Source organism: Brevibacillus sp. NPDC003359, assembly GCF_042878995.1.
GTDB lineage: Bacteria > Bacillota > Bacilli > Brevibacillales > Brevibacillaceae > Brevibacillus.
The window spans coordinates 49,787-64,500 of the sequence record NZ_JBIAOR010000021.1 but is presented as its reverse complement, the minus strand read 5'-3'; the positions used below and the strand labels follow the sequence as shown (position 1 = coordinate 64,500).

Below are 14,714 nucleotides of genomic sequence, written 5' to 3'. Positions count from 1 at the left end.
TTGAAAAAGAAGGCAAACTGACGAAAGCAACAGCTACCAGCAACCCAGACGGCACCATTCAGGGCTTCGCAGTCATTTCTCTCGATCCTGAAAACCAGGACGGCGGAGCATTCATCGCTCTGGACCCTGCTATGAACCTGGAAGAAATGGCGAAAGAAAAAGGCATCTCCGTAGAAGAGCTGATCGAGCAGCTTAAAGAAGAAGGCAAGCTGGCAATGAATGTTTCCTTGACAACTATCAACCTGGACGAAATGGCTAAAGAAAAAGGCATCTCTGTGGAAGAGTTGATCAAGCAGCTTGAAAAAGAAGGCACGATCGCCACTGGTGAAGCAGCTTCCTTTACTAAACCTGCAATCAGTTTGGAGCAAATGGCAAAAGAAAAGGGCATCTCCGTGGAAGAGTTGATCAAGCAGCTTGAAAAAGAAGGAAAAATCACACGGGGCGAAACAGTAGCACCTGCTTCCCAAAAATAAACCATACGTCAATTGTGATACAGGCACACTGTCAAATAACGAAAGCAAATACCTCTGACGCGATGCTGTCAGAGGTATTCCTACATGTATTGGCGAAGCGAGGAAGGCGGCCGCCATGTAATGGACACACAATTCCTTTATGATAGATAACCGATGCTTTTACAAATGATGTCAGTCCATTTTCCATGCATCATTGCTATGATAGATAACGACAGATTACGTTCGGATTCATTTTAGAAACGAGGTGATGCCTGGTGAAACGAATTCTACTCATTGAGGATGAGATACCGATTGCGCGTCTTATCAGCGTCTATCTGGAACGAGCAGGCTACGCAGTAAAGTGGAACGTAGGTGATCACGAGGCGATTCCGACTTTCCTGTCCTGGAAACCTGAACTTGTCCTGCTTGACTTGATGCTGCCTGATCACGACGGTCTGGACATACTCGACCAGATTCGCCAATACGGCAGTTGTCCCGTCATCATTATCACTGCGCGCGGTACCGTTCCAGACAAGCTCCAAGGGCTGGCACAAGGTGCAGATGATTACATCGCCAAGCCATTTGATCCAGAAGAAGTGCTCGCCCGTGTACAAGCTGTGCTCCGCCGTTCCCCTTATATCGCCGAAGCAGATACGATCAGACTCGGGACACTTTCCATAGATGTTACTGCCCAAAATGCCTTGATCGGGAAAACACCCCTTGCCTTGATGCCACGGGATTGGCAGCTGCTCGTTTTCCTGGCGCGACATCCCAACCAATGCTTCAGCCGCGATCAGTTGCTGGATCAGGTCTGGGGAATGGATTTTGAAGGGGGCGATCGCTCTGTGGATACCGCAGTGAAGCGCTTGCGCAAAAGCTTGCTGCCTTGGCCGACTTCCGAAGGGGAAATCAGCACAATCAGAGGAATGGGGTATAGCCTGCGTGTTTACTAAACGATCTACTTCTACTAGAACTGCTGTGCCGCTCTTGCGTTACTGGACGTGGCGCTATGCCTTGATATTATCCGTCATTCTTTTTGGTATCGGCTTTTTTGGCATCTATTGGATTAACAAAGCAGCTACAGAACAACAGTTTGAAGTATTGGAAGCAAGAACAGAGTTGCTCGCTGATTCGTATACCAAGGTGTTGCTTGCCAAGGGCACCTCGACTTCTTCTGTAAAGATAGAGGATTTCGCACAAACAACAGTTGGTGTTTCTAGTCAGGTTGTCACTGCTGTGGCTGGCCCTGCGTCTCCGGCTATTATTGACACCGCAACACCCGCAGCCAATACCGCCATGATCGCATTTCGAGTCATGCCGACTGTTCCAATCGATCACGTGGTACAGATTTACGATGATGCAGGCAAGACGTTCAAGAAGGATATGGTGAATCAGACGACGACCGCTACCATTGCGCAGTTGCCTACTCCTGTCCAGCCTGTGGACAAAACAAAGGAAGTACGGGAGGTCGTTGCCATAAAAGGAGCTACCTGGCTGCGTGTAGGTGTCCCTTACTATGAACACAATGCAGTCGCAGGCACTTATTACGTCAGTACCCCCCTTAACAATGATTTGGTTCACACCTATATCACAATCATGGTTTCCGTCGGGATCATCACCTTGTGCGGTTGGGCCATCGTCTATGTGCTGTCTCGCTCGTTAACACAACCCCTGCGGCAACTTGCAATAGCGGCAGAACAAATATCCAGCGGGAATTATACACCTTCCTTGCCCAATTCTTCCAAAATCAAAGAAGCGGAAATCAGTCAGCTGATTCATTCCTTTGACGAAATGGCGAAACGGCTTGGACAACTAGAGCGGATGCGCACCGATCTTTTGGCTGGTGTTTCCCATGAGCTGCGTACCCCTGTCACCTCGATCCGCGGGATGATTCAAGCGGTCAAAGACGGCGTAGTAAAAGGTGCCGATGCGGATGAATTCATGCAAATAAGCATGGACGAAGCTAAGCGACTTCAGACAATGGTCAATGACCTGCTCGATTTTTCCTCCATGGAGGCAGGTGAGGTATTCGTCGAGAAGCAGTCCATACAGATCGATAGCACATTGGATCAGATAGTCGCACAGGTGCAAGCCTTGCCCTCATTTGCAGACGTATCTGTGACAGTTAACCCGAATGGACCAGAAATCGTATGGATCGGCGATGAATCCCATGTCAAACAAATTTTGCTCAATTTATTAGGGAACAGTGCTGCCGCAAATGCAACGCAAATCAACATCGGCGTCCATAATCAAAGTGACTTCCTCTCCATCGATGTAACCGACAATGGAAAGGGAATTCCTGAGTCAGAGGTTCCTTTCATTTTCGAACGATACTATCGCGGAGATAGCAAACGCAAAAAGAAGCAAGGCCTAGGGCTGGGCTTGACGATCTCCCGCCTATTAGCAAAAGCACACGGAGGAAATGTCGAATTGGTTCGGACTTCTCCAGAAGGAACAACCTTCCGTCTGACACTCGCCCATCCAGACTCGTCCGCATGAAAATGAAAAGAGGAAGCAGCACTGCTCAATCGTGCCGCTTCCTCTTTTACGTATGGGCACCCTCCGGCACATGCGTGCGGATGAGATCCATGAAGATATCCAATGCTTTGGTATGAAACTCGTTTGATTTCGTTACAAGAGAAAAATCACGGGTAACCGGCGTTCCCGTCACCTTCAATGTACAGAGTGTACCAAGTTTGCGTTCTTTGCGGATGGCCCAATAAGACAGCAGGCTGATTCCCAGGCCAGCCTCCACCGATTCCTTGATCACCTGTGTACTACCGAACTCCATTCGTTTTTGCGGTGTGAATTGCAGCTGGCGAAACATTTTTTCCGCCGCTTCCCTCGTACCTGACCCTTCTTCCCGTACAATCCACGTTTCCTCCCTCAGCTCATCGATGCTGACCTCTGTCCACCCTGCCAAACGATGCTCTGGCGAAGCAATCAGGTACATGCGATCATCAGCAAACGGCTCCACGCACATTTTGTCGTCCACATCGTCGCCCTCCACAATACCGACATCAAGCTGTGACTTGGCGACCAGTTCAGCGATAACCGTAGAATTGTGGATCGTAATCGTGGGGGTAATCAATGGGTAATGCTGGTGAAGACTCGCAATGACATGAGGCAGTACATACTCCCCGTACGTGTAGCTGGCGCCAATGGTCAAATGCCCGCTCGGTGTATTCATCAAATCATCCACGAGACTCTGCATCCGTGTGTACAGGCCCAAGATCTCCCGAGCGTGATGATAGACAATCTCCCCCGCTTTATTCAAACGAACATATTTGTTGCTTCGCTCTAGGAGCTTTGTCCCTATCGTGCGCTCCAGCGCATGAATATACTGACTAACGGCAGGCTGCGTCATATGGAGCTCTTCTGCAGCTCGGGAAAAGTTCTGTCTGTCTGCAACGGTCACGAACACAAGCAAATGCTGATCCAACTGCCTTCACTCTCCTTTCCACCACTTACCATTCACTTCACTTATGATGATCATCGTAATGATTTATTTTTCTTATTATAACAGTTGCCGTATGCTGAGTTTGTAAAACTTTTCGAGGAGTGATGGCAATGGCAACTCCAATAAAAAGCAGCGTGCCATTAAATGATAGCAATGCCAGCGTACAGCCCGCAAAAAGCAACGAAAGCAGCCCCGCATCCTTCTCGCTATGGATAGGTGGAATTGCTTTTACTTTTTTCATCGCCCTGACAGGCTACGGCTTAGCGAAAATACCTGGCTTTCAACAAGTTGGCCCCCTTGCCTGTTCGATCCTGATCGCAGTCGCATACCGACATTTTCGCGGATATCCGGAGGCGTTGCGATCAGGGATTCAATTTTCCGCCAAACGATTATTGCGTCTCGCTATCATTCTGTACGGACTCAAGCTCAATATCGACGTCGTCTTGAATCAAGGCCTCGGTCTTCTCGTCTATGACGCTGGTGTCATTATCTTTGCCATCGCGGTTACGATGCTGATAGCCAAGTGGTTGAAAGCAGATCCTTCCCTCTCCCTCATGCTCGGAGTCGGTACAGGCGTCTGTGGAGCAGCGGCGATTGCAGCCGTCTCCCCTATCGTTGCTGCCAAGGATGAAGATACCGCCATTGGGGTAGGAATGATCGCACTCGTCGGAACCCTATTTGCTATTTCCTACACGATCCTGCGTCCCTTCCTTCCTCTGTCCGCAGTCGAATACGGCATGTGGTCAGGTATCAGTCTGCATGAGATTGCTCATGTCGCGTTGGCTGCTGCACCGTCGGGTGAAGATGGGCTAGCGATTGCACTGCTGGCAAAATTGGGGCGTGTGCTTCTGTTAGTCCCGCTCTGTTTTATCCTGATGGTATGGATGAAACGCTCCGGGAAATTACAAAGTGGCACGAAAATCGAATTCCCTTGGTTCCTGATCGGCTTCCTCGTCATGAGTGTTTTTGGAAGCTACGTTCTCGGCTCATCCATTCCAGTCTCAGAAGCGTTTCATAATGGTGTCGCCAATGTCACAACCTTCGTACTCACCATGGCTATGGTCGGACTTGGTCTTAACGTCAATCTGCGTGCACTGCGGACAAAAGCGGCGCGCCCACTGATTGCAATGAGCATTACCTCGATTCTTTTGTCGGTACTCTCCTTTGCATTGGTATAAAAAACTGTGGATAAGGACAAAGATTATCCCCATATGTTGATAAAGATGTGTACATCTTTGGCGGGGGGATCTATATGTCGAGCAATTGGTTGGGGAAAAAACCGAACATCTTATTGATCATCGTAGATCAGGAACGGTTTCCCCCTGTTTATGAAGAGCCTGCGATACGTGCATGGAGCAAGGATACACTCCACGCTCATTCTTTTTTGCGAAAGCACGGGTTGGAGTTCAAGCGTCATTACGTCGGCTCCACAGGCTGTTGCCCCAGCAGAGCTACCCTGTTCACCGGTCAGTACCCCTCTTTACACGGTGTCACCCAAACCGGCGGTGTCGCCAAACGATCACCCGACAGCGACATGTTCTGGCTCGATCGCAATACCGTTCCGACGATGGGAAATTATTTTCGTCAAGCGGGCTATCGTTGTTTCTACAAAGGCAAGTGGCATATATCCGATGCCGACATCTGGGTACCGGGCACCCATTTTCCTATCCCCAGCTATTTCCCTGTAACGGGAGTGCCTGATCCAGATAAAGAGTGCTTATACTTGCTTGCCGATCGGCTGGACGGCTATGGCTTCTCCAGTTGGATAGGACCTGAGCCGCACGGGAGAGCGCCGCATAACTCCGGTTCGTCCGCAGCCATCGGAGTAAATGGTCGTGATGTGGTATACAGCAGCGAAGTCATCGAGCTGCTCCATACACTGGATCAGGAGAAAAATTTCGTTGAAAGCGCCAATCCTTGGCTGATTGTGGCATCGTTCGTCAATCCACATGATATCGCGATCTATGGGGATATCTCTGCAGGCACGCCGTTTTTTCGCTTCCATGTGGATAAGTCCGTGCCCGCTGTTGCTCCGCCCCCTACTCAGCACGAATCACTTGCGACAAAGCCGCGCTGCCAAGCGAGTTATCGGGAGGTATATCCACAGGCGTTCCAGCCCATTTCCGACCAAGCACATTATCGTAGACTGTACTATCAGCTCCAGAAAAACGCCGATCGGGAAGTGATGCGTGTTCTTGAAGCACTCGTCGCCAGCTCGTTTTATCCAGAGACATTAGTCGTGTTCACCTCTGATCACGGCGAATTGTTGGGTTCCCACGGCAAATTGCATCAAAAATGGTACTGTGCCTACGAAGAAGCGATTCACGTTCCTCTCATTATCCACAACCCGCTCCTTTTTCCACACGCAAACTCAACAGACCTGTTAACCAGTCATGTGGATATTCTTCCGACACTTCTCGGTATGTCTGGAGCAGACACAGACAGGCTTGGTGAGGAGCTGACCTTCACGCATAGCGAGGTACGACCTCTCGTCGGTCGCGATCTGTCACCCATCATCTTGTCTCACGATCCGGAATCTATCTCCAGCGAGCCGATTTACTTCATGACCGACGACGATGTAACAAAAGGACAGCATCAAGTGAGCCTTCAACACCAGCCCTATCACTCTGTCATTCCTCCGAATCGGATAGAAACTGTCGTCACCTACGTGTATTCTGCCGGGCACAGAGCTTTATGGAAATACTCCCGCTATTTTGCCGAGGATGTGCACAACCCCACTTTCACTGATTACGAATTGTACAATCTCACGACCGATCCATTGGAAGCACGGAATTTAGTGACCTCCCTCTACAAAACGACCCACACTGAGCGCATCCGCCTGAACATGCAGCTGCTTTTAGAAGAGCAACGAGCCCAAAAGCGACTGACACCTTTTTTGCCCCCTTTTGCAGAGCTTCAATCTACATGAACTTTCCCAGAGCAACAGAAAAACCCCTCGAATTGAGGGGCTTTTCGTCTTTTCTTTTCTCTTCGCTATTCCTGTTCGGTCAATGCTTTTTCCAAAGCTGCCATCGCTTCTTGTTCATCGACGCCATCGGTGATCAAGGTAATTTCTTCCCCTTTTGCAATGGCTGCTGCCATAATGCCCATGATGCTCTTGCCGTTTACAATTTTCTCTTTTTTGATGATTTTAATTTCGCTGGAAAAGGACGTGGCTACCTTCACAAAGTTCGCAGCAGGACGTGCATGCAGGCCGTGCGCCAATTGAACCACCAATTTTTTCTCTACCATTCTGATATGCCTCCTTCGCTACACTCTCTCAAGCCATTCTCTCACAAACGCCTCCACTTGCGCAGAAGTGCTCATCTGTAAAATCGTATCAATTTGTTTCGCTGCGTCCTCCACGCTCAAACGACTCAGCTGTTGGCGCGCAGGCAATATGCTCCCTGCACTCATACTGAATTCATCCAGACCCATTCCCAACAGAATCGGGATCGCGATTGGATCGCCCGCCATCTCTCCACACATGCCGACCCATTTGTTCTGTGCGTGGCCTGCTTTGATGACGTTGTACAGCAAGCGCAAAACGGCAGGGTGATAAGGCTGATAGAGATAAGCGACCTTCTCGTTCATACGGTCGGCTGCCATTGTGTATTGAATTAAATCATTGGTTCCAATGCTGAAAAAGTCAACTTCGCGTGCAAATTGATCGGCCAGCAATGCCGCAGCAGGGATCTCAATCATGATACCCACTTCGTATTGATCGGATACTACAACTCCACGATTCACCAAAGATTTCTTCTCTTCCTCCAATATCGCTTTCGCCTGGCGGAACTCATCTAGTGTCGCAATCATCGGAAACATGATTTTCAAATTTCCGTGTACACTTGCGCGCAAAAGAGCACGCAGCTGCGTACGAAACAGGTCTTGGTTGTCGAGACACAGCCGGATGGCGCGATGTCCAAGGAAAGGGTTCATTTCTTCTGGCAAAGCCAGATAGGAGAGATGCTTGTCCCCGCCAATGTCCAGTGTGCGAATAACCACTGGACGTTCGCCCATATGCTCCAATACGTGCTTGTACGCGAGGTATTGCTCCTCTTCCGTCGGAAAATCATTGCGCCCCATGTACAAAAATTCAGTGCGGAACAGCCCGACGCCTTCAGCCCCATTGGCGAGCGCCCCAGCGACATCTTCAGGACTGCCGATATTGGCGGCAAGCTCGACATGATGATTGTCCAACGTGACCGTTTTATTATTCACAAGCTTCGCCAGTTTGGCTTTTTGCGCTTCGTAATCAGCTTGCTTGCGTTTGTAGACAGCGATCTCCTCTTCATTCGGGTCAATAATCGCGATTCCTTCATGCCCATCGAGAATGACGAGTGTCCCGGGCTGAACCGCACGAGTAATCCCTTGTGTTCCGACAACAGCAGGAATCTCCAGAGAACGTGCCATAATAGCGGAATGAGAGGTTCTTCCCCCAATATCCGTGACGAAGCCTTTGACATAGCGACGGTCTAATTGGGCCGTATCGGAAGGCGTCAAATCATCTGCTACAATGATCACTTCCTCTGACAACTCACCGAGTCCTGCAAACGGTACCCCGAGCAAGTAAGAAAGTACACGTTTGGTCACGTCACGAATATCAGCTGCTCTCTCCCGCATGTATTCATTGTCCATTTGCTCGAAAAGTCCGATGAATGCTTGTGCGACATCATTCAAGGCACTTTCGGCATTTGTCTTTTCACTAGAAATTTTATCTTTGACAGTATCGACCAGTTCCGGGTCTTCCAAGACGAGCAGGTGAGCATTGAAAATGTCTGCATGATCCGTCCCCATTTCCCGCTCCACGCGCAGAACCATGTCCTCCAAATCATTTTTCGCTCGAGCCAGCGCCTCTTGAAAGCGTTGGATTTCACTCGCCGGATCTTCAATCGCTACGGTATTGATCTGCAAATCGGGCGTTGTCAGTAAAAACGCCTTGCCAATAGCTATACCTGATGAAGCTTTTACACCTGTGATTTTTTGGGACATCTTAACACCAGCCTCTCTCAATGGCTACCTGACCATTCCTTCAATCTGAATGCCTGTGCGCGCACGATCTCCTCCAGAGGATGACCTGCCGGAATGCCGGTACAATTGTGTAATGTATTTTCCCATCCAAACTCTTTCAGGCTTGCTTGTATCCGTGCAGACTCTGCATCCTCGGGATAGTCGAATGCCAGTGCCGCTGCAATTGCCAGACCTAAATACTCTGGATTCATTCCTTTTTCCATGCCTTGCAGCGCTGGGCCGACCAAACGATCATGCTGCGACAGCTTGCGGATCGGCGAACGAGCCACCCTGACAATATCGTCAGACAGCAGCGGATTGGTGTATCTACCGAGAATTTTTTCCACGTACTGTTCATGCACTTCCGGGTCAAATCCGTACTTGGCGGTAAGCAGTGCACCTGTCTCCTGAAGAGCTCCGCGTGTCGCCTGAACGATCCGGTCATCTCGCATCGCTTCATCAATCGTTTTCATCCCTAGCTGATATCCCAGGTACGCGATGACCGCATGACCTGTGTTGACGGTAAACAGCTTTCTTTCGATGTACGGCGCAAGATTCTCCACATAGGTGACACCCTCAATTGACGGGACTTCTCCAACCATCTGCGACGAATCTACCACCCACTCGAAAAACGGTTCAACCATAACCAGAAGCTTGTCATCATGCTGCTGCAAAGGAACAATCCGGTCTACGGCTGCATTGGGGAATCCGATCCATTTTGCTGCCTCGGCTCGAACGGATTCCGTCAGATGCTCATACACATGCTCCTTCAGCTTCTCGCTACCGCCAATCATGTTTTCGCATGCAATCATATTAAGTGGCTTGGCATGAACAGAAAGTCTTCGGGTAATGCCGGCTGCGATGGCCCCTGCAATATGCGGAAGAATGTTGGGACCGACTGCCGTCGTAACCAAATCGGCAGTTGCGATCGCTTCAGCTACCGCCGCTACATCCTGACCATTTATCGCTCGAACTCCTTCCACGACCGACTCCGGTTTTCCTGTTGTTGCTAGTTGGACGCGATACATTTTTCGATCATTCAGCTCATCGACCAAAGCCGCATTGACATCCACAAACACGATTTCATAGCCAGCCTTTTGCAACAGTTGCCCGATAAAGCCCCGCCCAATGTTACCTGCTCCAAAATGTACAGCTAGCATCGATGATTACACCTCCTCAGAGAACATCGCGATGATTTCTTCCGCCGAAGCCGCGTTCACAATCCGCTTGACGTTTTCCTCCTCAGAGCAAAGAATCGCGATGTTCGAGAGCACCTCCAGATGCTCGTCGCCAACAGCAGCAATGCCCACCAGCAAATAAGCGGTGTTGCCCTCTCCAAAATCAACGCCCTCTGGAACCTGAACGATGGAGATCCCGGTGGATTGAATCTCTGCCTTGGATTCATTGGTTCCATGCGGGATGGCTACGCCGCTTCCGATGTACGTGGTCGCCAACTGCTCACGCTCTTGCATTTTCTCTACATACGCCTCCGTTACATGCCCTGCACGCACAAGCAATTCTCCAGCTAGTCTGATCGCTTCTTCTTTATTGGCTACCTTTGCATTCAACATGATTTTTTCTGCTGTCAGTATGTTTTTCATTTCGTTCTCTCCAATCCTATCTTTTTGAGGCAAAACGCATACATTTTGCCTGCTATATAATCAGCAATTTGCTGTGTTTCTCCTGTTTTCAAAACCGCTTGCATTTCTTCTTCAATCAAAAGGGAGCTGATCTCGCTGAGTACTTCCAACCCTTCCTTCGGCACTTCTTTTGGCCCTAACAAGAGCAGGAGCATGTCAATGGATATCACTTCTTCATCCATCGAGCGAAGAAGGATAGGCTCCCGCAATTGGTGGAACGTAAAAGACGCCTGATTCACCGCTTCGTTCCTTCCGTGAAAAAGAGCCAAGGATGTACCCGGAATCCCCAAACCACCGAGCTTTTCCCGCTCGATCAACTGTTTGACTACCGGTTCGACCTCCTCGATCGTTCCACGTTCTTTCAGCCTCTTGCTGATTTGTCCCAAAACCTGGGCGATGTCCAAATCACGGTTATCCCATCTCGTTCCCCATAGGCCATCATGGAGCTCATTGGCATAAGCAGCGTAGTATTGCATGGCCCTTAGTTGCTCGATGGACTGCTGTCCTGTCGGTGGCTGCGGACTTTTTTCCTGATAGGATCCTGTCTGACTGGTCGTATGCAAGTGATATTTGATTTTTTGGATGTCATCTGGCGGAAGCAGCGGGCTGACCACGACATATTCCTCTGGATCGAGCGGCAACGGAAGGGTGGAAATGACCAAATCATAATCCGTTGCTGGGACCTCTTCCAAATCGAACATGGACAGATTTTTCAAGCTAACGATCTCCGGTATTTCCTTTTTGATGCGCGTTGCCAAAATCTTGGAGGAGCCGATCCCGCTGGAGCACACCACCAATGCCCGGTACCACTGCTGCTCATGGCGCGTTCTCTCCAGTGCCGCACCAAGATGCATCACCAGATACCCGATCTCTTCATCTGGAACATGCAGCTCTGGCAAGATCGAATGGACCGCTTCACTTGTTACGACAAACAGCTCTGGATAGTTTTGCTTGATCTGTTCGAGAATCGGATTACGAATCTCCATCTTCCGCTGTAATCGGTACAACGCTGGCTCCAAATGCGTCAGCAGACCATGGAAAAGCGAAGCGTCATTGCCAAGCGGAATGTCCAAGCGTTCTTCGCAGGCTTGAATGAAGCGTTTCGTAATGACCATGAGCTCCGTATTTTCCGGCCATACCTGGTCATCTGGAGAATGCCGCAGCTTGGCTCCCCGCAAATGCATCGTAATATACCCGATCTCATCCGCAGGGATCTCCATCTGAAAAATTTGCTTCAGTCGCTCCATGATGTTGCTGGCTATTTCGTACTCGGGAGTTCCAATCAATTCACTGAGAGTATACTCGTCAAAATGAATGCCTTCCCCTTTTTCAATTCGTTCCATGGCCAATGCCAAATGGGTGACCAATCCAAGATAGGCGCTGTCTGCCAGAGGATACGGAAGCTCCTCGTCCAGATGACTCAATGCATTCTCGACCTTGATCAGTTTTTCCCGGTCAATCAAGCCGAGCAGTCGTTCCGAAATCGAGTCGATATCTCTCAATGCCTTGTTTTGAATATTTTCTTTGATGATCCCAATCAACTCGTGATCGTCCAGATGCTCGGCAATCAGTCTGCTGATAGCCCGCCGCTTGGACGACTCTGTCCCTTGCAGCTCTACGCCATACCCTCTTTTCCGCAAGAGTGACAGATCGTAACGAGCGAGCATGGTCTCCAAATCATCCAAATCATGACTGATGGTCGCTGTCGTCACTTTCAAATCAATCGCCAGTGAAATCAACTTGACTGGCTCCGATGCTTCCAGGAGCGCGCACAGGATGATTGCCTTTCGTTCCTGAACGGTGTATTCCTTCGTCATGTGGTGCAGGACAGACATTCTGAGTGCACGCTTTTGCTCGTCGGTCCCCACCACTTCAAGTCCTGAACCTGTTTTTCTGACCAGTTCCAGTTCAAATTCGTCAAACAAGGAAGCCAGTGCATCCAATTCCCTGTGAACGGTGCGTCCACTTACGCCAATCTGTTCGGCAATTGAACCAACGGTCACTCCTTTTTGTTCCTTCAATAAAATCTCGATAATGGATCGCTGCCGAGAGGATACATGCATGTCTTAGTTCCCTCCTTAACGCCAAAGAGGGAAGACGCTAGCTCTCACTAGCGTTGATTCCCTTTACCCCAGGCGTTTGACCAACTTGTCATACTCGGGACTATTCAAGAAGTTTTCAATGGAGATATGCTCCGCAGAAGGTGCTTTGACCAGCGCTCTTTCTGTTAAAGACTTGTGCGTAATGACGATATCAGCGTCACTTGGAATGTCGTTGATCGCCGTATTGATGACCGTAATCTCGGTCAGGCCCGCATCCTTGAACTTTTTGCGCAAGGACGCCGCTCCCATCGCACTGGAGCCCATTCCCGCATCGCAAGAGAAGACGACTTTTTTCACGTCAGCGGCAGCTACTTCCTGCTTCTCTGGAGCTTCTACTGCTTCTTGTGCCTGCCCTTTTTTGCCTTTCATCTCTTGCATTTTTTCTGTCGCTTTTTCCAGTTCGTCTTGGTCTGTCTTCGCGCTCATTTTCAAGAGAGCAGATGCGATGAGGAAGGACACGACAGTCGCTGCCAACACACCAGCCAGTACCGGAAGCAATCCACCACGTGGTGCCATGGCAATCAAGGCGAAAATACTACCTGGAGACGGTGGCGCAACCAACCCTGCGCCAAGCAGCGTGAAGGTAAACACACCAGCCATCCCGCCACCAATGACCGCCAGAATCAAACGCGGATTCATCAGCACATACGGGAAGTAAATCTCGTGGATACCTCCGAAGAAGTGAATAATGACAGCACCCGGAGCCGATTGCTTGGCACTGCCTCTGCCAGCAAGCCAGTATGCCAACAAAATTCCCAAACCAGGACCGGGGTTGGATTCAAGCAGGAAGAAAACAGATTGACCCATCTTCGCTGCTTCATCCAGACCGATCGGGCTCAAAATACCGTGGTTAATCGCATTGTTCAGGAACAGGATCTTCGCTGGCTCGATGAAAATGCTGGCAAGCGGCAACAATCCTGCACCCACGATGACTTCTACACCTGTTGCAAGCGCCTTGCTCAAACCTACAACAATAGGTCCAATTGCTTGAAATGCCAAAAGTGTCAGTAACCCACCAACAATACCCGCGGAAAAGTTATTCACTAGCATTTCAAAGCCGGAACGAATTTTTCCTTCGAACAACTGGTCCACTTTTTTCATGACCCAGCCACCCAAAGGCCCCATGATCATGGCTCCCAGGAACATCGGGATGTCTGCGCCTACGACAACCCCCATCGTAGCGACGGCACCTACAACCCCGCCTCGAACATCATGGACCATTTTCCCGCCGGTATAACCGATCAGCAGTGGCAATAAATACGTAATCATCGGTCCAACCAGTTTGGCCAAATTTTCGTTAGGCAGCCAACCTGTCGGAATAAACAACGCGGTAATCAATCCCCAAGCAATGAAGGCACCGATATTTGGCATGACCATCGCACTCAAGAATCGTCCAAACTTTTGTACCGAGACCCGCATTCCGCCCGAAGCGTTTTTTGTTTCCATGCTCTCCATACTGAACCCTCCTTTACCCCTATTTATGAGATGTTGACATGATTGAAATGATAATGTGTACACCTCAAATATAAAGCGTTTTCACAGGAGGTAACAACAAAATCAAAGCGCGAATTTGTCTGACTCGTTGTTGCCAAAACTTAATAGCCTTTGCTCATATGAAAAAGACTTCTGCCCATCCGCAGAAGCCTTAACACTACAAATTCTCCGCTTCAACCTTGATCACTTTTCCGGTCTTCACATCGATATCGACCTCAAACACCTGATTTTGATCAGTAAGAATGATGACTTCATAGGCGAGAACACCTTCGTCTTTTTCCAACTCAACATGGACAACACGCCCTTTTACTTGCTGCAAGGCGATTCGTATGGCGTCTTCTTTGGTAATGTCTGTTGGCTCGATGATCGCTGAAATTTTCTCTGGTTGATCAAAGGTATGTCCAGTTGCATGGACCGACATCCCGCCTCCCAATACGGCCAGCCAAATACCAGCCCACTTCCCAATGGCTGTTTTCCTCATGCTTGCACTCTCTCCCTGCCCGAAAATCCGTGCCAAAACACTCCTAGTTTGTCACCGATTCCCCTAAATATTCGC

At 49.5% G+C, this 14,714-nt stretch carries 13 protein-coding genes; 5 read left to right on the top strand and 8 right to left on the bottom strand.

What is annotated here, in order from left to right; all coding sequences use genetic code 11:
* The 3 genes from ACFYU8_RS28710 to ACFYU8_RS28700 form a co-directional block, all read left to right on the top strand.
* Positions 1-473 (top strand): hypothetical protein (locus tag ACFYU8_RS28710; protein ID WP_390306259.1); only part of this gene is annotated, 473 nt, incomplete at its 5' end.
* 254 nt (positions 474-727) lie between these two features.
* A complete protein-coding gene (locus ACFYU8_RS28705; protein WP_390306257.1) occupies positions 728-1,405 on the top strand; it encodes a response regulator transcription factor in 678 nt (225 codons plus the stop codon).
* Positions 1,395-2,951, top strand: coding sequence for a sensor histidine kinase (locus ACFYU8_RS28700; RefSeq protein WP_390306255.1), 1,557 nt, complete (start codon positions 1,395-1,397; stop codon positions 2,949-2,951). Before ACFYU8_RS28705 ends, ACFYU8_RS28700 begins: the two co-directional genes overlap by 11 nt.
* A gap of 46 nt (positions 2,952-2,997) precedes the next feature.
* On the opposite strand, the gene ACFYU8_RS28695 is transcribed toward ACFYU8_RS28700, so the two are convergent.
* A complete protein-coding gene (locus tag ACFYU8_RS28695; RefSeq protein WP_390306253.1) occupies positions 2,998-3,894 on the bottom strand; it encodes a LysR family transcriptional regulator in 897 nt (298 codons plus the stop codon).
* Between the two features lie 128 nt (positions 3,895-4,022).
* On the opposite strand from ACFYU8_RS28695, the gene ACFYU8_RS28690 reads away from it, so the two are divergent.
* The gene (locus ACFYU8_RS28690; protein WP_390306251.1) at positions 4,023-5,090 is read left to right on the top strand and encodes a YeiH family protein; all 1,068 of its coding nucleotides are present in this window, start codon (positions 4,023-4,025) and stop codon (positions 5,088-5,090) included.
* 74 nt (positions 5,091-5,164) lie between these two features.
* Positions 5,165-6,841 (top strand): sulfatase family protein, encoded by a 1,677-nt coding sequence (locus ACFYU8_RS28685; protein ID WP_390306249.1) that lies wholly within the window; start codon positions 5,165-5,167, stop codon positions 6,839-6,841.
* Between the two features lie 65 nt (positions 6,842-6,906).
* Here ACFYU8_RS28685 and ACFYU8_RS28680 read toward each other — a convergent pair whose 3' ends face one another.
* The 7 genes from ACFYU8_RS28680 to ACFYU8_RS28650 all read right to left on the bottom strand — a co-directional run bounded on the left by ACFYU8_RS28680 (position 6,907) and on the right by ACFYU8_RS28650 (position 14,639).
* A complete protein-coding gene (locus ACFYU8_RS28680; RefSeq protein ID WP_390306247.1) occupies positions 6,907-7,164 on the bottom strand; it encodes an HPr family phosphocarrier protein in 258 nt (85 codons plus the stop codon).
* An 18-nt stretch (positions 7,165-7,182) separates the two neighbouring features.
* Complete coding sequence (gene ptsP / locus ACFYU8_RS28675) at positions 7,183-8,904, bottom strand: phosphoenolpyruvate--protein phosphotransferase (RefSeq protein WP_390306245.1); 1,722 nt, start codon at positions 8,902-8,904, stop codon at positions 7,183-7,185.
* Positions 8,905-8,921: 17 nt separating this feature from the next.
* Positions 8,922-10,082 (bottom strand): mannitol-1-phosphate 5-dehydrogenase, encoded by a 1,161-nt coding sequence (locus ACFYU8_RS28670; RefSeq protein ID WP_390306243.1) that lies wholly within the window; start codon positions 10,080-10,082, stop codon positions 8,922-8,924.
* A gap of 6 nt (positions 10,083-10,088) precedes the next feature.
* On the bottom strand, positions 10,089-10,523 hold the full coding sequence (locus ACFYU8_RS28665) for a PTS mannitol transporter subunit IIA (RefSeq protein ID WP_390306241.1): 435 nt from the start codon (positions 10,521-10,523) through the stop codon (positions 10,089-10,091).
* Positions 10,520-12,625 (bottom strand): BglG family transcription antiterminator, encoded by a 2,106-nt coding sequence (locus ACFYU8_RS28660; protein WP_390306239.1) that lies wholly within the window; start codon positions 12,623-12,625, stop codon positions 10,520-10,522. The genes ACFYU8_RS28665 and ACFYU8_RS28660 overlap by 4 nt, the downstream gene beginning before the upstream one ends.
* A 63-nt stretch (positions 12,626-12,688) precedes the next feature.
* Positions 12,689-14,119, bottom strand: coding sequence for a PTS mannitol transporter subunit IIBC (locus ACFYU8_RS28655; protein ID WP_390306237.1), 1,431 nt, complete (start codon positions 14,117-14,119; stop codon positions 12,689-12,691).
* Between the two features lie 196 nt (positions 14,120-14,315).
* On the bottom strand, positions 14,316-14,639 hold the full coding sequence (locus ACFYU8_RS28650) for a PepSY domain-containing protein (protein WP_390306235.1): 324 nt from the start codon (positions 14,637-14,639) through the stop codon (positions 14,316-14,318).
* Positions 14,640-14,714: the final 75 nt, after the last annotated feature.

What these genes read in the sequence shown, in the direction of transcription:
- ACFYU8_RS28660 (WP_390306239.1), bottom strand. Translation starts at nt 12,625, where the DNA reads ATGCATGTATCCTCTCGGCAGCGATCCATTATCGAGATTTTATTGAAG.
- ACFYU8_RS28690 (WP_390306251.1), top strand. Translation starts at nt 4,023, where the DNA reads ATGGCAACTCCAATAAAAAGCAGCGTGCCATTAAATGATAGCAATGCC.
- ptsP (WP_390306245.1), bottom strand. Translation starts at nt 8,904, where the DNA reads ATGTCCCAAAAAATCACAGGTGTAAAAGCTTCATCAGGTATAGCTATT.
- ACFYU8_RS28670 (WP_390306243.1), bottom strand. Translation starts at nt 10,082, where the DNA reads ATGCTAGCTGTACATTTTGGAGCAGGTAACATTGGGCGGGGCTTTATC.
- ACFYU8_RS28680 (WP_390306247.1), bottom strand. Translation starts at nt 7,164, where the DNA reads ATGGTAGAGAAAAAATTGGTGGTTCAATTGGCGCACGGCCTGCATGCA.
- ACFYU8_RS28655 (WP_390306237.1), bottom strand. Translation starts at nt 14,119, where the DNA reads ATGGAGAGCATGGAAACAAAAAACGCTTCGGGCGGAATGCGGGTCTCG.
- ACFYU8_RS28685 (WP_390306249.1), top strand. Translation starts at nt 5,165, where the DNA reads ATGTCGAGCAATTGGTTGGGGAAAAAACCGAACATCTTATTGATCATC.
- ACFYU8_RS28665 (WP_390306241.1), bottom strand. Translation starts at nt 10,523, where the DNA reads ATGAAAAACATACTGACAGCAGAAAAAATCATGTTGAATGCAAAGGTA.
- ACFYU8_RS28650 (WP_390306235.1), bottom strand. Translation starts at nt 14,639, where the DNA reads ATGAGGAAAACAGCCATTGGGAAGTGGGCTGGTATTTGGCTGGCCGTA.